Below are 20,293 nucleotides of genomic sequence, written 5' to 3'. Positions count from 1 at the left end.
GGCCGGGAACCCGGGTTCCCTCGCGTACGTTCTCGATATATCGTTGTCCTATCGCGAAGGCTCTGAGACGGATCTCCGAAGGTGAGGAACCACCCATGCGAGGAACACACGGCGGGCCCGCGGACCCGCTGAAGGCCCTCGCCGCGCTCGCGCTCGGCGCGACGGCGGCACGGCACCTGCACGCGCACGCCCACTGGCACGGGGACGGACGCGGGCACGGGCGCGGGCGCGGCTTCGGACCCGGCGCCCACGGCGGCGGCTTCGGGCCGGACTTCGGGCCGTTCGGGCCGGGCTTCGGTCCCGGGCCGTTCGGCGGACGGGCGTTCGGGCGCGGGTTCGGGCCGGGGCGCAAGGCCCCGCGCGGCAACGTCCGGGCGGCGGTGCTCAGCCTGCTGGCCGAGGGGCCGCGCAACGGCTACCAGATCATCCAGGACATCGAGGAGCGCAGCGGCGGCGCGTGGAAGCCGAGCCCCGGCGCGGTCTACCCGGCGCTCCAGCAGCTCGCCGACGAAGGGCTCATCGAGGGCGAGGAAGAGGGCGGGCGGCGCACCTTCCGGCTCACCGACGCGGGGCGCGCGCACGTCGCGGAGCACGCCGACGAGCTGGCCGAGCCGTGGGCGGCGATGCGGCCCGCGTTCGGCGAGGGCGTGCCGGAGGTGTTCCGGGAGGCCGCGCAGACGGGCGCGGCCGTGATGCAGGTCGTCCGGTCGGGGTCGCCGGAGCAGGTGGCGCGGGCCAAGGACGTCCTCGCGGCGGCGCGGCGGGACCTGTACCGCCTGCTCGCCGACGACGCGCCGGCCGCGGACGGCACGGTTCCCGACGCGGCGCGGGACGGGGAGGAGTCGTGATCGGCACCGGGACGAGCACCGCCGACGGGCTGCGGGTCGGGGACGCCGAGCGCGACGCCGTCGCGACGGCCCTGCACGACCACTTCGTCCAGGGCCGTATCGACCAGGCGGAGCTGGACGAGCGGCTGGACGCGGCGCTGGCCGCCAAGACCGTCGCGGACCTGCGCCGCGTCGTCGCGGACCTGCCCGGCCCGAACGGCCTGCCCGAGGACGGGCCCGAGCCGTCCGCGTTCCCGTTCGGCGGGCCCTGGGGTCCGGCACTCGAACACGGCGCGCTGCAGCACCACCGGATGACGCAGCACCACATGCGGCGGCAGCTCCACCAGCAGATGCGGGAGGCGCACCGCGCCCACCGCCATCCGCACGGGCACCACCACGGGCCGTACCACGGGCACCACCACGGGCACCACCACGGGCCGCACGCCGCGTTCCCGCTGCTGCTCGTCGTGTTCCTGTCGCTGCTGTGGACGGCCGGGATCGGCACGGCGTTCGCGGGCGTGTTCACGGCCGCGTTCCTTGTCTGGACGGTCCGCGCGGTCTTCCACGTCGCCCGGCACCGGCGGGGCGCGCCGTCCTGACGCGCGGCGCGGTCCCTCAGAGCCCGGCGGCGTAGGCGAGCAGCCCGGCCTCGACGCGGTCGGCGCAGCCGAGCCGGTCCAGGACGCGGGCGACGCGCCGCTCCACGGACGCGCGCGGCAGCCGCAGGCACCGGGCGAGCTGCCGGTCGGTGAGACCTTCGCCGAGGCAGGCCAGCACCTCGGCGTCCCGGCCGCCGAGCGTCCGCACGCGGGCGGTCGCGGCGGGGCCGCCGGGCGGTCCGGCGGGGCCGAGCACGGTCTCCCCGGCCGCCGCCGCCCGGACGAGCCGGGCCAGCTCCGGGCCGGGCAGCGCGGCGGGCGCGTACCCGCGCGCCCCGGCCCGCAGCGCGCGCAGCACACGCCGGTCCGGCCGCTCCCCGGTCAGCACCAGCACGGCGGGCGCCCCGGCCCCGGCAACAAGTCCCGTGAGCACCGCGAGCCCGGCCGACTTCGCGTCCGGCGGCCCGAGATCGAGCAACACGACATCGACGTCCACCGGCCACGCCCCGGACGCCGCCCCAGACGCCGCCCCGCCGACGTCCCCGTTCGTGCCCCCGCCCACGACGGCGGCCGTTCCACCGCCCGCGCCGCCGCCCACGTCAACGCCCGTGCCGCCGCCCGTGCCACGGTTCGAGTTACCGCCCGTGCCACCGTTCGAGCCGCCGCCCGAGCCGCCGTTCGAGCCGCCGTTCACGACGCCACCCGCGACGTCGTCCGCGTCGGTGGTGGTGATGCCGATGCCTGCGGCGGTCAGCGCGTCCGCCACGCGTGCGCGGACGGCGGGACCGGCCACGACGCGGACCCGGAGGGAGGCGGGCGCGGCGGGGGCCGCGCCGCCCGTTCGGCGGAAGGGCACGCCGCCCACCGTAGGCGACGTGCCGGTGATGTCCGCCTTGCCGGAAGGAGACATCCGTGTGGACGCAGGGAAAGGCCCGTGTGGAAGCCCGTGTGGAGGCCCGTGTAGAGGCCGTGGTGAGGGCATGTGTGGAGGCCGTGGCGAGGCCCTGGTTGACGCCGGGGCGGGCGCTCCGGTGAGCACCTGGGCGGGCACCCGGATAGGCACCCGGGCGGGGCCCCGGGCGGGCGCCCGGGTTAACGCCGTCAGCGCAGGGCGGCCGCCGCGCGCGCCAGTTCCTCGATCCGGCCGAAGTCCCCGGCGGCGACCGCGTCGCGCGGCGTCAGCCAGGTCCCGCCGACGCAGCCGACGTTGGGCAGCGCGAGGTAGTCGGGGGCGTCGGCGGGCGTGATGCCGCCCGTCGGGCAGAACCGCACCTGCGGCAGCGGCCCGCCGAGCGCCTTGAGGTACGGGACGCCGCCCGCCGCCCGCGCCGGGAAGAACTTCAGCGCCGTCAGCCCGCGCTCCAGCAGCGCGACGGCCTCGGACGCGGTCGCCGCGCCCGGCAGGAACGGCAGCCCGGTCCCCGTCATCGCGTCGCACAGGCTCCGGGTGCAGCCGGGGCTGACCAGGAACCGCGCGCCCGCCTTCGCGGCGGCGGCCGCGTCGTCGGCGGTGACGACGGTGCCCGCGCCGACGACCGCGCCGGGCACCTCGGCGGCGATCCGCTCGATGGCGGGCAGCGCGGCGGCGGTCCGCAGCGTCACCTCGATGGCGGGCAGGCCGCCCGCGACGAGCGCGCGGGCGAGCGGGACGGCGGCGTCCGCGTCGTCCAGGACGACGACGGGGATCACCGGCGCGAGGCCGAACAGGTCTCCGGCGGTCGCGGGGGTCGGGGCGGTCACGCGGCCTCCAGCAGGGTGAGTTTCGCGGCGGCGCCCGCGAGCGCGGGGCCGGGGTGGACGATGAGCCGGGTCGGGATCGCCGCGAGGTAGTCCGCGACGGGCGGCTTGTCCTCGAAGCGGGCGCGGAACGCGCCGGTCCCCAGCGCGTCGGGGATGCGTGGCAGGATGCCGCCGCCGAGGTAGACGCCGCCGCGCGCGCCGAGCGTGAGCGCGACGTTGCCCGCGTACGAGCCGAGCAGCGCGCAGAACGTCGCGACGGCCTCGGCGCAGCGCGGGTCGGCGGGCCGGGCGCAGATCTCGGCGGCCGACAGCGGCCGGACCGGGACGCCGTCGAGCGCGGCGAGGTACCGGTGCAGGCGGCTCAGCCCGCGCCCGGACAGCAGCAGTTCGGCCGCGCCGGAGCCGTGCTCGGCGCGCAGCAGCCGCAGGACCTCGATCTCGCGGTCCGTCGCGGCGGGCGCCTCCACCTGGCCGCCCTCGCCGGGCAGCGGCTGCCATCCGGCGGCGGTGCGGACGAGCCCGGCGGTGCCGAGCCCGGTGCCGGGGCCGACGACGGCGAGCGGCCCGTCGCCGGGCGGCAGCGCGGGCCCGACGTGCGGCGCGTCGTCGGCGGTCAGCGACGGCAGCGCGCGGGCCAGCGCCTCGAAGTCGTTGATGACGTCCACCCGCGGGATGCCGAGGTGCTCCGCGACGTTCGCGGCGGTGTCGGCGGGCCAGCCCGCGTTCGTCAGCCGGAACCGGCCGCCGACGACGGGCCCCGCGACGGCGAGGCACGCGGCGGACGGCCGCGCGCCGGGCGCGTGGCCGGCGAGGTAGGCGGCGGCGGTCTCGGCGAGGCCGGGATGGTGCGCGGTCGGCAGGACGGCGACGCGCTCGGGTTCCGCGCCGGGGCCGTCGAGCAGCGCGAACCGGGCGTTGGTGCCGCCGACGTCCGCGACGAGCCAGGGGCGCGTCACCGGAAGATCCCCGCGCCCCGCTCGGCGGGCCCGACCGCCGCGCGGAACGCGGCGAACAGCTCCCGTCCGGTGCCGAACGTTTCCGCGCCGGGAGCGCCCCCGCCGGGCTCCCGGGCGGCCAGCTCGTCGTCGGGCACGCGGACGGTCAGCTCGCCCGCGCCGGTGTCGAGCCGGACGACGTCGCCGTCGCGGACGCGCGCGAGCGGGCCGCCCGCCGCCGCCTCCGGCGACACGTGGATGGCGGCGGGCACCGACCCCGACGCCCCCGACATGCGCCCGTCGGTGACGAGCGCGACCCTGAACCCCCGGTCCTGGAGGACCGACAGCGGCGGGGTGAGCCGGTGCAGCTCGGGCATCCCGTTGGCGCGCGGCCCCTGGTAGCGGACGACGGCGACGACGTCGCGGTCCAGTTCCCCGGCGGCGAACGCGTCCTGCAGCTCCTCCTGCGAGGCGAACACGCGGGCGGGCGCCTCGACGACGCGGTGCTCGGGCGCGACCGCCGACACCTTGACGACGGCGCGGCCGAGGTTGCCGGTGACGGTGTGCAGGCCGCCGTGGTCCTCGAACGGGTCGGCGGCCGAGCGCAGGACGGTCTTGTCGCCGGTCTCGGCGGGCGCTTCCCGGTAGCCGAGCGCCTCCCCGTCGAGCCCCGCGTTCTCAAGCACGGGAGTCGCGCGGTAGTCCGCGAGGGTCGCGCCGCCGACCGTGCGCGCGTCGGCGTGCAGCAGCCCCGCGTCGATCAGCTCCCCGATGAGGAACGCCGTGCCGCCCGCCGCGTGGAAGTGGTTCACGTCGGCGGTGCCGCTCGGGTAGAGGCGGGTGAGCAGCGGCGTGACGCGCGACAGCTCGTCGAAGTCGTCCCAGGTCAGGTCGAGTCCGGCGGCGGCGGCCATCGCGACGAGGTGCAGCGTGTGGTTGGTGGACCCGCCCGTGGCGAGCAGCGCGACGACGGCGTTGGCGAACGCGCGCTCGTCCAGCAGTTCGCCGATCGGCGTGTAGGCGTCGCCGAGGGCGGTCAGCTCCAGGACGCGGCGGCCCGCGGCGTCGGTGAGCGCGTCGCGCAGCGGCGTGCCGGGCGGGACGAAGCTCGCGCCCGGCAGGTGCAGGCCCATGACCTCCATCAGGAGCTGGTTGGAGTTGGCCGTCCCGTAGAACGTGCAGGTCCCGGGCGCGTGGTAGGACTTCGCCTCGGCCGCGAGCAGGTCGTCGCGGCCGATCTCCCCGGCGGCGTACCGCTTGCGGACGGCGGCCTTCTCGGCGTTGGGCAGCCCGGACGGCATCGGCCCGGCGGGCACCAGGACGGCGGGCAGGTGCCCGAAGCTCAGCGCGCCGATCACCAGGCCGGGGACGATCTTGTCGCAGACGCCGAGCAGCAGCGCCCCGTCGAACATGTCGTGCGACAGCGCGACGGCCGTCGCCATCGCGACGACGTCGCGGCTGAACAGCGACAGCTCCATGCCCGCGCGGCCCTGCGTGATGCCGTCGCACATCGCCGGGACGCCGCCCGCGACCTGCGCGGTGCCGCCCGCCGCCGTGATCGCGGCCTTGAGCCGGTCGGGGTAGTCCTTCAGCGGCTGGTGCGCCGAAAGCATGTCGTTGTACGCGGTCACGATCGCGATGTTCGGTGTCTCGCCGCCGCGCAACCGCAGCTTGTCGCCGGGGCCGCAGGCGGCGAAGCCGTGCGCGAGGTTGGCGCAGCCGAGCCCGCCGCGCGCGGGTCCGGCGGCGCGCGCCTCGGCGGTCCGGCGCAGGTAGGCGGCGCGGCGGTCGGCGCTGCGCGCGGCGATGCGGTCGGTGACGCGGGCGAGGACGGGGTGCGGCGTGGTCAACGGAGCGCTCCTGGGCCGGGGACGGCGACGAAGCGGCAACTTACCGAGACATCCGTCAGTCGACAACCCTACTTTTGAACTTTGGATGACATAAGTCCCGGACTTCGCTGACTCGACCTGCCTAACCGCTCCGTGCTTCACTGTCCGGATGACCCGACGTCCCACCCCGGCGCGCACGGTCCCTCGCACGGGCCCGCGCACGGGCCCTCGCACGGGCCCGCGCACGGCCACGGGCGGCGACCTGCTGCACCTCGTCCGCGTCGGCGGCGTCGACACCCGCGCCGAGCTGTGCCGCGCCACCGGCCTGTCCCGGCCCGCCGTCGCCGCCCGCGTCGCCGCGCTCGTCGACGCGGGGCTGCTCACCGAGCGCACCGACGGGCCGTCCACCGGCGGCCGCCCGCCCGCGCGGCTGGCGTTCAACGCGGCGGGCGGCGTCGTGCTCGTCGCCAACCTCGGGCACTCGCGCGGCCAGCTCGCCGTCTGCGACCTGGCCGGGCGCGTCCTCGCGCAGCGCGACGCGGGACTGCCCCCGGCCGCCGCGCCCGCCGACGCGCTGCCGCGCCTGCTCGACGGCTGGACGGAGCTGATGGCGTCCGCCGACATCGGCGCGCCGGTGCGCGGCGTCGGCCTCGGCGTCCCCGACGCGGTCCCGGCGGGCCGCTGGGACGGCCTCGACCCGTCCCCCGCCGTCGCCGCCCGCTTCGGCGTCCCCGCCCACCTCGACAACGAGGTCAACGCCGCCGCGCTCGGCGAGCACCACGCGGGCGCGGCCCGCGACGCCGACGACGTCCTGTTCGTGAAGCTGTCCACCGGCATCGGCGCGGGCCTGATCATGGGCGGCCGGGTGCAGCGCGGCGCGTTCGGCGCGGCGGGCGAGATCGGGCACGTCGCCGTCCCGGGCGGCGGCGACGCCCCGTGCCGCTGCGGCGCGTCCGGTTGCCTGGAGGCCGTCGCGGGCGGCGCGGCGCTGCTGGCCGGCTCCCCCGCCGCCGACCTGGCCGAGCTGTCGGCGCTGGCCCGCGCGGGCGACCCGGCGACGGTCGCGCTGGTCCGCGCGGCGGGCCACCGGATCGGCGCGGTGCTGGCGGGCGCGGTGAACCTGCTGAACCCGGCGCTGGTCGTCCTCGGCGGCGACCTGACGGGCGCGTACGAACCCCTCGTCGCGGGCGTCCGCGCGGAGGTCTACGGCCGCGCCACCGCCCCCGCGACCAGCCGGCTGCGCATCGAGCCGAGCGCCCTCGGCGACGCGGCGGGCGTCATCGGCTGCGCCGCGATGGTCCTCGACCGCATCCTCGCCCCGACCGCCGTCGACACCGCCCTCGCCTGACCGTCAGGCGTTCTCGGCGGGGTCGTCGGAGTAGATCTCGGTGTCGGGGGCGCGGTGGATGACGGCGGCGAGCTGCATCTGGGTGTTGGGCACCGAGACGCGCCCGTCCTTGCCGTCCAGTTCGACGTACAGGACGCCGATCTGCTGGACGACGCCCTCCAGCGGCCCGCCGAGCGGCCCGGACCGCACCGTGACGTGGTCGCCGATCTTGAAGGGCCGCGCGTAGAGCATCACGACGCCCGCGAAGACGTTGGCGAGCGACTGCTGGCCCGCGATGCCGAGCAGCGCGCCGATGATCGCGCCGCCGAGGATGAGCTGGCCGATCGGGACGCGCACGAGCGTCAGCGCCAGCAGGATGATGACCAGCCCGCCCGCCAGCACGACCGCGACGCGCAGCAGCCCGGCCCGCGAGTCCCCGACGACGGGCAGCGTGACCCGGCGCGTCTCCTCGGCCGTCCGGAACGTCGCGCCGAGCCCGAAGACGCAGAACGCCACCGCCCCGCACCAGGCCAGCACGCGCGTCCACCACGGCCCGGTCGCGGGGTCGCCGATCCAGGAGACGACGGCCGCGCCGATCGCCAGCACGCTGAGGACGATGATCCGCCCCAGCCGCGGCCGCGCGGGCGCGTGGGGCACGGGCACCGGCAGATCGAGGTCCATCGCGCACCGCCTCCCGGTCGGCTCCGTCCGCGCTGTCGCTGACGAAATGTCCGCGTCCGTCGTTCCGGTAACCCAAGCGGTGATCAAGATCGCGGGCCAAATGTTGGCAACGCCCGCCACGATTCCCCCCGGAGCAGGATTAACCGGACGCCAGACGTGTATCGGTACCGCATGGACCTCGCTTTCCTTCGACCGTTGTACGAGACCGACGGCCCCGTGGCGTCGGTCCACCTCGACACCACGCGCGACACGGCCGACGCGGAGAAGATGATCGAGCTCCGCTGGCGGGCGCTGCGCGACGACCTCGCGCGGCAGGGCGCGGACGAGCCCACGCTCACCGCGCTCGACGGCGTCGCGGGCGGCGTCAGGGGGATCGGCGGGCCGCAGGGCGAGGCGCTGTACGCCGCGCGCGGGGAGGTGCTGGGCGTCCACACGATGGCCCGGCCGCCCGCCCGCGACCGGGCGTCCTGGCTGCCGGTCGCGGACCCGTTCGACCTCGTCCTGGACCGCGACCACCAGCTCCCGTACGTGGTGGTGGCGATCGACCGGGAGGGCGCGGACGTGTTCTCCTACGCCGCGGCCGCCGCCGACCCGTCGACGGCGCGGTTCTTCAACGGCGGCACGCTGCACATCCAGAAGGTCAACGCGGGCGGCATGGCGCACGGGCACTACCAGCGCCGCGCCGAGAACCTGTGGGAGAGCAACGCCGAGGAGGTCGCGCGGGACGTCGAGCGCGCGGTCCGCGACGTGGCCGCCGCCGTGATCTTCGTGGGCGGCGACGAGCGGTCCATCGGCTTCATGCGCGAGCACCTGGCCAAGCTGGAGCCGCCCGTCGTGGAGCTGCCCGGCGGCCGCGCCGACTACAGCGCCGCCGACAGCCTGCGCTCGGCGGTCGACGCGGCGCTGGAGCGCGAGTCGGCGCGCACCCGCGAGGACGTCGTGGACGACTTCCACAACCGCGTCTCGCAGGGCACCGCCGTGGACGGCGAGCCCGGCACGCTCCGCGCGCTCACCGACGGCCAGGTCGAGACGCTGCTGCTCGCCGCCGACCGCTGCGGCGAGGACTGGCTGTACTCCGCGCCGGACGAGCCGCGCGCCCTCGCGACGGTCCCGTCCGTCCTCACCGACCCCGACCGCGCCCTCCGCGCCCCGGCGACGGCGCTGATGCTGCGCGCGGCCGCGCTCGGCGACGCGGGCTTCAGCGAACTGCCCGCCGAGGACTCCGCCTCGCCCACCGCCGCGACGCTCCGCTTCGCGATGTAGTCGCGCCCAAGACCGCCCGGACCGGCCGACGACCTCACGCACCCCGGTCCGGGCCAGAACCACCCCGGACGCGCGGGGGCCGCGGCGGGGAGAACCCCGCCGCGGCCCCGTGGGACTGCGCGCGGACGCGTCAGTCGGTGTTGGGCAGACCCGGCTTCGGGCCCCACTGCTTGTGGACCTCGTGCCGGTAGATGTGCGCGGACTTCTCGGTCCCGGCCGCGCCGTTGTAGCAGTCGCCCTGCTGGTTCTTGACGGCCAGCAGGTTCGAGATGACCGGGATCAGGTCGCGGCAGAACTGAATGTTGATCAGCTGCTGGTTGGCGGGGTTGTCACCCGCGAGGGCCGGCGTGGCGGTCAGGGCCGTGAGGCCCGCCGTCGCCCCGATGAGACCCGTGACGAACATTCGCTTGAGCACCGATTTCTCCATTCCGCGTATCGTCTCGGGCCGGAGGACCCCCGCCCACCGGCCACTTCGGAGATCGCACCGCATCGTCCCCCACCGGGGCATGCGATTCACGCGGCCTTTTCCCAATCGTTGCCGTCACGCGTCCTCGCCTTTCCTGCTACCGCCCGGAAATCGCCCGACAAATCCACCCAAGAAAGAAATGTCGGCCATTAGGCGGGACGCCGGGAAGTCCATGCGGCGACCACGGGCGTCCGATCCGCCCCGGCCCGTCCGCCCGCGCCGGAGGTAACGGTTGTGTTGCGGCGCATTGACAGTGACGCGCCTCACGGTCTTTCCTTCGTGGGAGCGCTCCCACACCCCCCACCCCCCGAACGAGAGGGGCTCGCGATGCGAGTCAACGGACGGAACGGACCGCGGTTCGCCGCGGCCGCGGCCCTGGCCGCGCTCGTGGCGGCCACCGCGGCCGCCTGCGGCGGCGACGACGGCGGGTCCGACGGCAAGGTCACCCTCACCGTGGACGTCTTCGGCGAGTTCGGCTACGAACAGCTCTACAAGCAGTACGAGGCGTCGCACCCCGGCGTGACGATCAAGCAGCGCAAGGTGTCGGTCCTCGACGACTACAAGCCGCGCCTCCAGCAGTGGATCGCCACCGGCAGCGGCGCGGGCGACGTCGTCGCGCTGGAGGAGGGCATCCTCCCCCTCTACATGCAGCAGCCCGGCAAGTTCGTGAACCTCTTCGACTACAACGGCAGGTCCCTGGAGGGCAACTTCCTGCCGTGGAAGTGGCAGATGGGGGTGACGGCGGACGGCAGGCAGCTCGTCGGCCTCGGCACCGACATCAGCCCGCTCGCGATGTGCTACCGCAAGGACCTGTTCAAGAAGGCCGGGCTGCCGACCGACCGCGCCGAGGTCTCCAAGCTCTGGCCGACGTGGGACGCGTTCCTGCAGACCGGCCAGAAGTTCCAGGGCAAGGTGTCGGGCACCAAGTGGCTGGACGGCCCCACGGCCGTGCTGCGCGCGACCGTCCTCCAGGAGGCGGGCAAGGGCCCCGGCTACAGCTACTTCGACAAGTCCAACAAGCTCGTCTTCGACAGCAACCCCGCGGTGAAGACGGCGTTCGACACCACGCTGAAGTTCGAGCAGAACAAGCTCACCTCGGACTTCCAGGTGTTCACGCCGCCGTGGCAGACGGCGCTCAAGCGCGACACGTTCGCGACCGTCCCGTGCCCCGGCTGGATGCTCGGCGGGCTGGAGGAGTTCTCCGGCGACTACGGCAAGGGCAAGTGGGACATCGCGAGCATCCCGGGCGGCGGCGGCTCGTGGGGCGGCTCCTGGCTGGCCGTGCCGAAGCAGACCAAGCACCCCAAGGAGGCCGCCGAGCTGGCCGAGTTCCTGACCAGCCCGCAGGGCCAGATCGGCGCGTTCAAGGACAAGAACACGTTCCCGTCCTCGCCGCAGGCCGAGCAGGACCCGGCCGTCGCGAACAGCACGAACGCCTACTTCAGCGGCGCGCCCACCGGCCAGATCTTCGGTGACATGGCGGCGGCCGTGAAGCCCGTCTACCTCGGGCCGAAGAACGAGGACGTGCGCGCGGCCGTGGAGAACGTCCTGATCTCCGTCGGCCAGGGCCGCGTCAAGCCCGCCGACGCGTGGGGCAAGGCGATCGAGGCCGCCCAGAAGGCCGCCCGCTAGCCCGTCCGCCCGGCATGGGGGCGCCGGCCGCGCGGCCGGCGCCCCCCGACCCGAAAGGCTCCTGCCATGAGCGACCCGAGCGCGCGGGCGGGGGGCGCGCCGTGAGCCTCCTCTCGCCCGCCGCCGAGCGAACCGCACCGGCCGAGCCGTCCGCCCCCTCCCCCGGCGGCGCGTGGCGCGCCCGGCTCAACCGGTTCGACCTGAAGTTCTCCCCCTACCTGCTCATCTCCCCGTTCTTCCTGATCTTCCTGGTGTTCGGCGCGTTCCCGCTCGTCTACACGCTGTGGGTCGCGCTGCACGACTGGGGGCTGTCGTCGGGGACGCGGGACTGGGCCGGACTCGGCAACTTCGACTACCTGGTCCACGACCCGGACTTCTGGCACGCGGTCGTCAACACGGTCGGCATCTTCGTGCTCTCGACCGTCCCGCAGCTCCTGCTGGCACTCGGCGTCGCGGCGCTGCTGGACCGCCGGATGAAGGCCAGCACGTTCTTCCGCATCGGGATGGTCGCGCCGCTCGTCACCTCGACGGCCGCCGTCGCGATCGTGTTCACCCAGCTCTTCGACCGCGACTTCGGGCTCGTCAACTGGCTGCTCGGCCAGCTCGGCGCGGGCGCGATCGACTGGCAGGTCAGCCGCGGCTGGTCGTGGGCGGCGATCTCCGCGATGGTCGACTGGCGGTGGACGGGCTACAACGCCCTGATCTTCCTCGCCGCGATGCAGGCCATCCCCCGCGACCTGTACGAGGCCGCCGCGATCGACGGCGCGTCCCGCATCCGCCAGTTCTGGCAGATCACCGTGCCGCTGCTGCGGCCGACGATCGTGTTCACCGTCATCATCTCCACGATCGGCGGGCTCCAGCTCTTCACCGAGCCCGTGCTGTTCGGCGTGGGCAGTTCCAACCGGATGGACGGCGGCTCCATGCACCAGTTCCAGACGATCACGATGTATATGTACGACAACGCGTTCGGCCACGACCGGTACGGCTACGGCGCGGCCATCGCGTGGGCGCTGTTCCTGCTGATCATCGTGTTCTCGCTCGTCAACTTCCTGCTGATCCGGCGGGCGGGGGACGCGAAATGACGACGCTCCCCGCGCGGAGGCCGCGCCGCCCCGGCCGGATGCGCACGCTGTGGGACGCGAGCCCGCTCACCTACGTCGCGCTGGTCATCGCGCTGGCGCTGTCGGTCTTCCCGATCTACTGGATGATCGTCGTCGCGACGCGGACGAACGACGTGGTGTCGGACGTCCCGCCGCCGATGATCCCGGGCGGTCACCTCGGCGAGAACGTCAGGCGCCTCTTCGACAACCCCGACGCGTACTTCGCGAAGGGCCTGGTGAACTCCGCGATCGTGTCCGGCTGCGTGACGGTCGCGACGGTGTTCTTCGGCTCGCTCGCCGGGTTCGCGTTCGCCAAGCTCCGCTTCCGGGGCCGCAACGCGCTGCTGCTGACGATCATCGCGACGATGATGGTCCCGGTCCAGATGGGCCTGATCCCGCTCTTCATGATCATGGTGAAGCTGGGGTGGCAGAACCACCTCCAGGCCGTCATCGTCCCGTTCCTGATCACCGGGTTCGGCGTGTTCATGATGCGGCAGTACGCCGACCAGGCCGTCCCGGACGAGCTGATCGAGGCCGCCCGCGTCGACGGCTGCTCCACCTTCGGCATCTACTGGCACGTCGTGCTGCCCGCGCTGCGCCCCGCCGCGGGCGTCCTCGGCCTGCTGACGTTCATGCAGACCTGGAACGACTTCATGTGGCCGCTGGCCGTCCTCAATCCCGACAACCCGACCGTCCAGCTCTCCATCAACAACCTGGCGAACGCGTACTTCAAGGACTACACGCTCATGTTCGCCGGGACCACGGTCGCGGTCCTCCCGCTGCTCGTGGTGTTCGTCCTGTTCGGCCGCCAGATCATCGGCGGCATCATGGAAGGTGCGGTGAAGGCTTGACCTCCGTTTCGTTCCCCGCCGGTTTCCGGTTCGGCGCGGCGACCGCCGCCTACCAGATCGAGGGGGCCGCCGCCGAGGACGGGCGCGGCCCGTCCATCTGGGACGACTTCTGCCGCGTCCCCGGCAAGGTCCTCAACGGCGACACCGGCGACGTGGCCGTCGACCACTACCACCGCTACCGCGAGGACGTCGCGCTGATGCGCGACCTCGGGTTGCACGCGTACCGCTTCTCGGTGTCGTGGCCGCGTGTCCAGCCGACCGGGTCCGGCAAGCCCAACGCGGCCGGGCTCGACTTCTACCGGCGGCTCGCCGACGAGCTGCTGGCGGCGGGCATCGAGCCGTGGCCGACGCTGTACCACTGGGACCTGCCGAGTCCGCTGGAGGACGCGGGCGGCTGGCCGGAGCGCGACACCGCGCTGCGCTTCGCCGAGTACGCGGCCGCCGTCCACGACGCGCTCGGGGACCGCGTCCGGCACTGGACGACGGTGAACGAGCCGTGGTGCGCGGCGTTCCTCGGCTACGCGTCCGGCGAGCACGCGCCGGGCCGCCGCGAGCCCGCCGCCGCGCTCGACGCCGCCCACCACCTGATGCTCGGCCACGGCCTGGCCGTCGCGGCGATGCGGGAGGCGCGGCCGGACAACCGGTTCGGCGCGGCGGTGAACCTGTACGCGGTGTCGGCGGCGACGCCCGACCCGGCCGACCTGGACGCGGCGCGGCGCATCGACGGGATGCAGAACCGGTTCTTCCTGGACCCGCTGCTGCGCGGCCGGTATCCCGACGACGTCCTCGACGACCTCGCCGGGTTCGGGTTCGACCCGGACGCGGAGGACATGGCCGTCATCGCGCAGCCCCTCGACCAGCTCGGCATCAACTACTACACGCGGCACACCGTGTCGGGGCTGCCGGGCGCGGCGACGCAGGCGGCGTCGTCGCCGTTCTCCGCGCACTCGCCGTGGGTGGGCAGCGCGGACGTCCGGTTCGTCCCGGCGGGGCGGCCCGTCACCGACATGGGCTGGGAGATCGACGAGGTCGGGCTGCGCGAGGTGCTGACGCGCGTCCACCGCGACTACCCGGGCGTCCCGCTCTACATCACCGAGAACGGCGCAGGTTACGACGAGGACGCCGGGCCGGACGGGACCGTCCACGACACCGGCCGCGTCCGGTACATCGAGGCGCACCTGCGGGCGTGCCGCGACGCGATCGGCGACGGAGTTCCGCTTGCGGGCTATTTCGTCTGGTCCCTCCTGGATAATTTCGAATGGGCGTGGGGCTACTCCAAGCGCTTCGGGCTCGTCCGCGTCGACTACGCCACCCAGCGGCGCACGCCGAAGGACAGCGCCCGCTGGTACGCCGGCGTGATCGGACGCGGCGGCGTGTGACGCGCGGCGCGGCGCGGACCCGGGGCGGTCCGCGCCGCGCCGGGCGGGCGGTTCCGGGCGGCGGCCCGGCGCGAGGCGAGGGAGGACCGGATGGCGGGCAGGGGCACGCGCCCGACGCTGGAGGAGGTCGCGGCGCGGGCCGGCGTCGGCCGCGGGACGGTGTCGCGGGTCGTCAACGGCTCGCCGCGGGTCAGCGAGCAGGCCCGCGCGGCGGTGCTCAAGGCGATCGAGGAACTGGGCTACGTGCCGAACCGGGCGGCGCGGTCGCTGGTGACGCACCGGACCGACACGGTCGCGCTCGTCGTCGCCGAATCCGACCAGCGGCTGTTCGGCGAGCCCTACTTCGCCGGGATCATCCGGGGCATCAGCACCGCGCTCGGGGACACCGGGCTGCAACTGCTGCTCGCGCTCGCCCGCTCGCCCGGCGAGTACGCGCGGCTCGCGGACTACCTGACCGCGCAGCACGTCGACGGCGTCCTGCTGACGTCGCTGCACGCGGAGGACCCGCTGCCCGCCAAGCTGGAGGCGGGCGGCGTGCCGACCGTCCTCGGCGGGCGGCCGCCCGGCCTGTCGCCGGTCAGCTACGTGGACGTGGACAACCGCAGCGGGGCGCGGCAGGCCGTCGAGCACCTCGTCGCGCACGGCCGCCGCCGGATCGCCACGATCGCCGGGCCGCAGGACATGGGCGTCGGCATCGACCGGCTCGGCGGCTACCGCGACGCGCTCGCGGACGCGGGGCTGCCCGAGCTGATCGCCTACGGGGACTTCAGCGAGGCCAGCGGCATCGCGGCCGCGGAGGAACTCCTCGCGCGCGACCCGGGCCTCGACGCCGTTTTCGCCGCCGACGACCCGATGGCGCTCGGCGCGCTGCGCGTCCTGCGGCGGCTCGGGCGGACCGTCCCCGGCGACGTGGCCGTCGTGGGCTTCGACGACTCGGCCGCAGCGCCCCTCGCGGACCCGCCGCTGACGACCGTCCACCAGTCCCCCGAGGAGATGGGACGGGAGATGGCGCGGCTGCTCGTGGCGCGCATTCGCGGCGAGGACCTGGACGAACCGGTCGTGATACTGCGGCCGCATCTGGTGAAGCGGGAGTCGGCGTAGCCTTCCGCCGTTCCGCCGCCGGGTGACGGGAGCGGGAATCGAACCCGCCTGCAACGGTTTATGAGACCGCCGAACGCACCAGCGTTCCTTCCCGTCGAGAACGCGCCGCCGCCTGCGGTTCCGACTATGCCCGACCTGTCGGCATGTCTCCACTCATTTACGGGCGACCCCGCCCCGGTCGGCCCGACGAAGCGGTGGACGCCCGCGATTCTCGACATGTACGCCATTGCCGACACGTCGCGTTCTGATCATCCGGAATCGCCGGACATACACCAGGCATAAGTTTGTCCGTTATTGCCGAGGACGTAGCAGTTCACGGACGGAAACCAGGCGAAGCAACCCCCAACGCGAAGATCCTTTTTGAATCTGACGCGCTGTTCTTGGTGTCAACTTGACCGATCCTTGGGATTGCGGCCTGCTTCGGCGGATATACCGACAGAGGCCGAGTCGCGGCGCCCCCGCGCGGTCCGGCAGGGCGAAACCGCAGATTCCGAGCGGTCCCGTCAAAACGCACGAGCCTCCTCCCGAAAGGGGACAATTTCGCATGAGGTCCGGCCCCAAACCGCCGAGCGACCTGACGAAGCACCGCAACATCGACACGGTGCGCCAGCTCCAGCACCTGGTTCTGCTCTGCTCGCTCACGCCGCCCGGCACGAAACTCCACGAACTGCTCACGCTCGCGCTGAACACCGATGAGCGCGGCCTTCCCGAACGCGTCAGTCCCGTCCAGGACCTCCACCCCCAGACCACCAAGACGTGGCTCGAGGGGATCTGGAATCCGGAGCTCATCTCGGCCGACGAGATGGAACTGGTCGCGTGGCAGAACAACAAGGCCCACATGGACGTCGCCGTCGACCAGATCCAGCGGATCGAACGGCGGCTGGGAATACGGCTGGCCACGGAGAAGATCTCCTAGCCGGTCATCAGGTAACACACAAGGAGGAAACATGTCCCCGAGCACGATCCTGCGCCAGGCCGCCGCGGACGCCGAGTTCCGGACCGCGCTGCTGACCGACCCGGAGGTCTTCGGCGTCGCCGCGGACGCGGTGCCCGAGTCGGTCGAGCAGCAGGACCAGGAGTCCCTCGGCTTCTGGACGGAGGGCGTCGCCGCCATCGACGCCTACGCCTGCGCGAGCACCTGCAGCGCCGGCCCGTTCACGTTCGTCTGCGACGGCACCACCAAGTGACCGTCCTCTCCTGAGGAGGAGCCAAGGCTCCGGCGTTCCCCCGTGCCCCGGGGCACGGGGGGACGCGCCCACCCGGTGGGCCGGCCCCGCGCCGGCCCGCCGGCCCCCGCCCGCCCCGACCCGCCGCCGAGGAGCCCGCGCGTGAACCAGCTCTACCCCGCGGACATCGCGGCCCGCGCCGCGAACCTGTCCGAGCGGGCGCGGATCGTCGCCGCGCTCGCCCCGCCCCCGGACGCCCCGCACCCCGGCGCCGGGCCGCTCGACCCGTTCGACGCCTGGAAGACCCGGCGGGTCGCCGACCGCCTCGCCGCGCGGTTCCGCGAGGAGGCGCGGCGCGGCGCCGCCCCCGCCCGGCACACCGAGGCCGCGCTGACCGAGACGCTGACCGCCTACCGGCGGCACGAACTGGGCCTGGCCGACCCGGCCGACCCGTTCGGCCGCGCCGTGCGCGACGCGCAGCGCGCGTGGCTGCCCGTCTACACCGCCGCGCTGGACGGGTTCCGGCCCGAGTCGGAGGAGGCGGCGCGCGCGGGCTGGCGGGAGCCGGAGGTGTACTATGGGCGGCTCGCCAAGGCGTGCGAGCCGTTCCTGCTCGAACTCGGCCGCCGTCTGACGGCCGTCCTGGACGCCGCGCCCGGCGCGGGGCCGGTCGTCGACCGCCGCCTCGTCGAGGAGTTCCAGCTCCGCCTGCTCGACCGGTTCGCGCTGGCGCTGGCGTGGGCGGTCGAGGCCGACACGAAGGTGTACTGCCGGCTGCGCGGCATCGACCCGGCGACCGCGACGACCGACGACTACCTGGCCTTCCTGGACAAGACGTTCGCCGACGCCGAGTCCTACCACCGCTTCTACCTGGACTTCCCCGTCCTCGGCCGCTGGCTGGCGCACACCACCGGGCTGCTCGCCGAGCACGGCCGCGACCTGGTCGTCCGGCTGCGCCGCGACGCCGCCGACGTCGGCGCGGCGTTCTTCGGGCAGCCCGTCGCGGCGGTGCGCTCGGCGGGGCTCGGCCGCTCCGACGACCACGCGGGCGCGCGCGGCGTGGTGATGGTCGGCGCGGAGCTGGCCGACGGGACCGAGGCGACGTTCGTCTACAAGCCGCGCTGCGTGCGCGGCGAGGCCGGGCTGCAGCGGCTGCTGGTCCGGCTGCGCGCCGACGGCGTGCTGGACTTCGCCGACCGGGCCGTCCTCCCCCGCGACGGGTACGGCTACGAGGCGCTGATCCCGGCGGGCCGCAACCGGGTCGCGACGCGGGAGGCGGCCCGGCCGGTGTACGCGGAGCTGGGCGGCTACCTGGCGATCTTCTACGTGCTCGGCGGCGGGGACCTGCACTTCGAGAACGTCCTGGTCGCGGACGGGCACGCGTTCGTCTGCGACTGCGAGACCGTCCTCGGCGCGCTGCCCAAGGGGCAGCCGCGCCCGGCCGGGACGCTGATGGACTCGGTGTTCAAGACCGGCCTGATCGAGTGGCCGACCCCGCCGGACGCGGCCGGGGAGATGCGGCTCAGCGGCTACTCCGGCGGCGGCTCGTTCGAGCTGCCGATGCCGGTGCCGCAGCTCGGGGACCGGCGGATGTCGTTCGAGGCGTCGGTCACGCACCGGGCGGGGCTGCGCGTCGACCCGGGCTCGGCGAACCGGGTGTTCGTCGGGGACGGGCTGGCCGCGCCGGAGGAGTACGTCGCGGACGTCAAGGACGGCTTCGACCGGGTGTACCGCTGGTTCCAGGACGATCCGGACGGCACGGCGGCGCAGGTCGCGGAGCTGTTCTCCGGCACGCGCGTCCGGTTCGTCAACTGGAGCACGCAGATCTACACGCAGCTCCTGCTGGCCGCGCGGCACCCCAAGTGCCTGATGGACCCGCTGGAGGTGGACCTGCTGTTCAACACCGTCCGGACGTTCCCCCGCAACTGGGACGTCGAGGGCGTCCTTCCGGCGTGGGAACTGGAGTCGATGTGGCGGCTGGACGTGCCGCTGTTCACGGTCGACGCGGACGGCGACCGGCTCGTCCACGACCACCGCACGCCCGTCCCGGCGACGCTGGAGGCGGGCCCGCTGGAGCACGCGGCGGCGCGCATCCGGGGGCTGACCACGCGCAACCGCGTCCAGCAGGACCAGTACATCGCGGCGGGCCTGGCGGGCGGCGACGTCACCAGCGCGGACTTCGCGGCGACGTGCGTGGAGCAGGCGGCGGCGCTCGGCGAGCGGCTGTGCGCGGCGCTGCGCCCGCAGGACGCGCCCGCGCCGTGGACGTCGTACGTCATCACCGCCGAGGGCCGCACCGAGGTGGACATCGAGGGCGACCTCTACAACGGGTCGGCGGGCATCGCGCTGTTCCTGGCGTACCTGAACGACCTCGACCCGCGCCCGGAGTTCGAGCACGCGGCGCGACGGGCGCTCGACCACGCGCTGGCGTCCCTGGACGGCGAACGCATCGGCGCGTTTCCCGGCACGGGCGGGCTGATCTACACGCTGCTGCACCTGCACGCGCTGTGGGGCGAGTCCGCGCTGCTGGACCGCGCGGTCGCCCTGGCCGACCGGATCGACGGGCTCATCGAGCAAGACCGGCATCTGGACGTCTTCCACGGCGTCGCCGGACTCGTCCCGGTGCTGCTGGCGCTGGCCGACGCGACCGGCGGCCGGGGCGCCCGGCAGGCCCACCGGTGCGCCGCGCGCCTGCTCGCGACCGCGCGCGCCGACGGCGACGTCCTGTCCTGGCCGAACAGCGACCCGGCGGCCTCCCTCGCGGACCTGACCGGCCTGTCGCACGGCAGCGGCGGGATCGGCTGGGCGCTGACCCTGCTCGGGACGCGCGCCGACCGGCCCGAGTACCTGTCGGCGGCGCGGCGCGCGTTCGCCTACGAGGCCCGGCACTTCGACGCCGACGCGCAGGACTGGTACGACCTGCGGACCGTCGCGGGCGGCCCGACGCGCGGCGGCCGCCACTACGCCAACGCGTGGTGCAACGGCGCGTCCGGGATCGGGCTGACGCGGATCGCGAGCTGGTCGCTGCTCGGCGGCGACGACGAGGAGCTGCTGCGCGACGCGACCGTCGCGCTGACCACGACGATGCGCAACTTCCCCCGGCTCGGCAACGACTCGCTGTGCCACGGCCGGACGGGCAACGCCGAGCTGTTCCTGCGCTACGCGCTGCTGCGCGACCAGCCCGCGTTCCGGCTGGAGGCCAACGTGCAGGCGCAGTCCCAGTGGCGCGACCTGGGCGGCGCGCGGCCGGGCCGGGAGGCGGGCTTCTTCCCCGGCCTGATGCTCGGGCTCGCCGGGTTCGGCACGCACTTCCTGCGGCTGGCGCGGCCGGACCGGGTGCCCTCGGTGCTGCTGCTGGACCCGCCGCGGGCGTCCACCAACTGAAGGAGACGGAGTA

The 20,293-nt window shown here is 74.5% G+C and carries 18 protein-coding genes and 1 tRNA gene; 12 read left to right on the top strand and 7 right to left on the bottom strand.

Going from position 1 to position 20,293, the window contains the following annotated elements; genetic code table 11:
• Positions 1–95: 95 nt before the first annotated feature.
• A complete protein-coding gene (locus G339_RS0112110; protein ID WP_019631347.1) occupies positions 96–848 on the top strand; it encodes a PadR family transcriptional regulator in 753 nt (250 codons plus the stop codon).
• Positions 845–1,426, top strand: coding sequence for a DUF1707 SHOCT-like domain-containing protein (locus G339_RS39810; RefSeq protein WP_026341372.1), 582 nt, complete (start codon positions 845–847; stop codon positions 1,424–1,426). The genes G339_RS0112110 and G339_RS39810 overlap by 4 nt, the downstream gene beginning before the upstream one ends.
• 16 nt (positions 1,427–1,442) lie before the next feature.
• Here G339_RS39810 and G339_RS0112100 read toward each other — a convergent pair whose 3' ends face one another.
• From G339_RS0112100 to edd, 4 genes are all read right to left on the bottom strand, one after another.
• Entirely contained in the window at positions 1,443–2,282 is an 840-nt protein-coding gene (locus tag G339_RS0112100; RefSeq protein WP_157407532.1) for a helix-turn-helix transcriptional regulator, read from the bottom strand.
• A gap of 245 nt (positions 2,283–2,527) precedes the next feature.
• On the bottom strand, positions 2,528–3,166 hold the full coding sequence (eda, locus tag G339_RS0112095) for a bifunctional 4-hydroxy-2-oxoglutarate aldolase/2-dehydro-3-deoxy-phosphogluconate aldolase (protein ID WP_019631345.1): 639 nt from the start codon (positions 3,164–3,166) through the stop codon (positions 2,528–2,530).
• On the bottom strand, positions 3,163–4,122 hold the full coding sequence (locus G339_RS0112090; protein ID WP_019631344.1) for a glucokinase: 960 nt from the start codon (positions 4,120–4,122) through the stop codon (positions 3,163–3,165). Before G339_RS0112090 ends, eda begins: the two co-directional genes overlap by 4 nt.
• Entirely contained in the window at positions 4,119–5,951 is a 1,833-nt protein-coding gene (gene edd / locus G339_RS0112085) for a phosphogluconate dehydratase (RefSeq protein WP_019631343.1), read from the bottom strand. The genes G339_RS0112090 and edd overlap by 4 nt, the downstream gene beginning before the upstream one ends.
• A 148-nt stretch (positions 5,952–6,099) precedes the next feature.
• Between edd and G339_RS0112080 the strand changes: the two genes are divergently transcribed.
• Positions 6,100–7,278: an ROK family protein gene (locus G339_RS0112080; protein WP_019631342.1), complete on the top strand. Its 1,179-nt coding sequence runs from the start codon at positions 6,100–6,102 to the stop codon at positions 7,276–7,278.
• Positions 7,279–7,281: 3 nt separating this feature from the next.
• On the opposite strand, the gene G339_RS0112075 is transcribed toward G339_RS0112080, so the two are convergent.
• Positions 7,282–7,938 (bottom strand): mechanosensitive ion channel domain-containing protein, encoded by a 657-nt coding sequence (locus tag G339_RS0112075; RefSeq protein WP_019631341.1) that lies wholly within the window; start codon positions 7,936–7,938, stop codon positions 7,282–7,284.
• A 195-nt stretch (positions 7,939–8,133) separates the two neighbouring features.
• On the opposite strand from G339_RS0112075, the gene G339_RS0112070 reads away from it, so the two are divergent.
• Positions 8,134–9,201 (top strand): baeRF2 domain-containing protein, encoded by a 1,068-nt coding sequence (locus G339_RS0112070; RefSeq protein WP_019631340.1) that lies wholly within the window; start codon positions 8,134–8,136, stop codon positions 9,199–9,201.
• Positions 9,202–9,331: 130 nt separating this feature from the next.
• On the opposite strand, the gene G339_RS0112065 is transcribed toward G339_RS0112070, so the two are convergent.
• Positions 9,332–9,628: a hypothetical protein gene (locus tag G339_RS0112065; RefSeq protein ID WP_240489792.1), complete on the bottom strand. Its 297-nt coding sequence runs from the start codon at positions 9,626–9,628 to the stop codon at positions 9,332–9,334.
• Between the two features lie 366 nt (positions 9,629–9,994).
• Here G339_RS0112065 and G339_RS0112060 point away from each other — a divergent pair, with 366 nt between their 5' ends.
• The 5 genes from G339_RS0112060 (at position 9,995) to G339_RS0112040 (ending at position 15,730) form a co-directional block, all read left to right on the top strand.
• The gene (locus G339_RS0112060) at positions 9,995–11,299 is read left to right on the top strand and encodes an ABC transporter substrate-binding protein (protein ID WP_019631338.1); all 1,305 of its coding nucleotides are present in this window, start codon (positions 9,995–9,997) and stop codon (positions 11,297–11,299) included.
• Between the two features lie 101 nt (positions 11,300–11,400).
• A complete protein-coding gene (locus tag G339_RS0112055) occupies positions 11,401–12,381 on the top strand; it encodes a carbohydrate ABC transporter permease (protein WP_019631337.1) in 981 nt (326 codons plus the stop codon).
• On the top strand, positions 12,378–13,250 hold the full coding sequence (locus G339_RS39805) for a carbohydrate ABC transporter permease (RefSeq protein WP_019631336.1): 873 nt from the start codon (positions 12,378–12,380) through the stop codon (positions 13,248–13,250). Before G339_RS0112055 ends, G339_RS39805 begins: the two co-directional genes overlap by 4 nt.
• Complete coding sequence (locus G339_RS0112045; RefSeq protein ID WP_019631335.1) at positions 13,247–14,629, top strand: GH1 family beta-glucosidase; 1,383 nt, start codon at positions 13,247–13,249, stop codon at positions 14,627–14,629. The genes G339_RS39805 and G339_RS0112045 overlap by 4 nt, the downstream gene beginning before the upstream one ends.
• Positions 14,630–14,719: 90 nt before the next feature.
• Positions 14,720–15,730 (top strand): LacI family DNA-binding transcriptional regulator, encoded by a 1,011-nt coding sequence (locus tag G339_RS0112040; RefSeq protein WP_019631334.1) that lies wholly within the window; start codon positions 14,720–14,722, stop codon positions 15,728–15,730.
• Positions 15,731–15,753: 23 nt separating this feature from the next.
• Here G339_RS0112040 and G339_RS38740 read toward each other — a convergent pair.
• Positions 15,754–15,826 (bottom strand) — tRNA-Met (locus G339_RS38740).
• Positions 15,827–16,274: 448 nt separating this feature from the next.
• On the opposite strand from G339_RS38740, the gene G339_RS0112035 reads away from it, so the two are divergent.
• The 3 genes from G339_RS0112035 to G339_RS0112025 all read left to right on the top strand — a co-directional run bounded on the left by G339_RS0112035 (position 16,275) and on the right by G339_RS0112025 (position 20,280).
• The gene (locus tag G339_RS0112035) at positions 16,275–16,646 is read left to right on the top strand and encodes a DurN family substrate-assisted peptide maturase (RefSeq protein ID WP_019631333.1); all 372 of its coding nucleotides are present in this window, start codon (positions 16,275–16,277) and stop codon (positions 16,644–16,646) included.
• A 31-nt stretch (positions 16,647–16,677) separates the two neighbouring features.
• The gene (locus G339_RS0112030; protein ID WP_019631332.1) at positions 16,678–16,917 is read left to right on the top strand and encodes a cinnamycin family lantibiotic; all 240 of its coding nucleotides are present in this window, start codon (positions 16,678–16,680) and stop codon (positions 16,915–16,917) included.
• A gap of 141 nt (positions 16,918–17,058) precedes the next feature.
• Positions 17,059–20,280: a type 2 lanthipeptide synthetase LanM family protein gene (locus tag G339_RS0112025; protein WP_019631331.1), complete on the top strand. Its 3,222-nt coding sequence runs from the start codon at positions 17,059–17,061 to the stop codon at positions 20,278–20,280.
• The last annotated feature ends 13 nt before the right edge of the window (positions 20,281–20,293 follow it).

It is taken from the genome of Actinomadura atramentaria DSM 43919 (assembly GCF_000381885.1).
GTDB classification, from domain to species: domain Bacteria; phylum Actinomycetota; class Actinomycetes; order Streptosporangiales; family Streptosporangiaceae; genus Spirillospora; species Spirillospora atramentaria.
The sequence above is the reverse complement of the archived record's forward strand: the minus strand, read 5'-3'. Positions and strand labels throughout refer to the sequence as shown.

Bases quoted from the DNA above. Each gene is read 5' to 3' on its own strand.
- G339_RS0112110 (WP_019631347.1), top strand. From the start codon at position 96: ATGCGAGGAACACACGGCGGGCCCGCGGACCCGCTGAAGGCCCTCGCC.
- G339_RS0112080 (WP_019631342.1), top strand. From the start codon at position 6,100: ATGACCCGACGTCCCACCCCGGCGCGCACGGTCCCTCGCACGGGCCCG.
- G339_RS0112075 (WP_019631341.1), bottom strand. From the start codon at position 7,938: ATGGACCTCGATCTGCCGGTGCCCGTGCCCCACGCGCCCGCGCGGCCG.
- G339_RS0112065 (WP_240489792.1), bottom strand. From the start codon at position 9,628: ATGGAGAAATCGGTGCTCAAGCGAATGTTCGTCACGGGTCTCATCGGG.
- G339_RS0112060 (WP_019631338.1), top strand. From the start codon at position 9,995: ATGCGAGTCAACGGACGGAACGGACCGCGGTTCGCCGCGGCCGCGGCC.
- G339_RS39805 (WP_019631336.1), top strand. From the start codon at position 12,378: ATGACGACGCTCCCCGCGCGGAGGCCGCGCCGCCCCGGCCGGATGCGC.
- G339_RS0112040 (WP_019631334.1), top strand. From the start codon at position 14,720: ATGGCGGGCAGGGGCACGCGCCCGACGCTGGAGGAGGTCGCGGCGCGG.
- G339_RS0112035 (WP_019631333.1), top strand. From the start codon at position 16,275: ATGAGGTCCGGCCCCAAACCGCCGAGCGACCTGACGAAGCACCGCAAC.
- G339_RS0112030 (WP_019631332.1), top strand. From the start codon at position 16,678: ATGTCCCCGAGCACGATCCTGCGCCAGGCCGCCGCGGACGCCGAGTTC.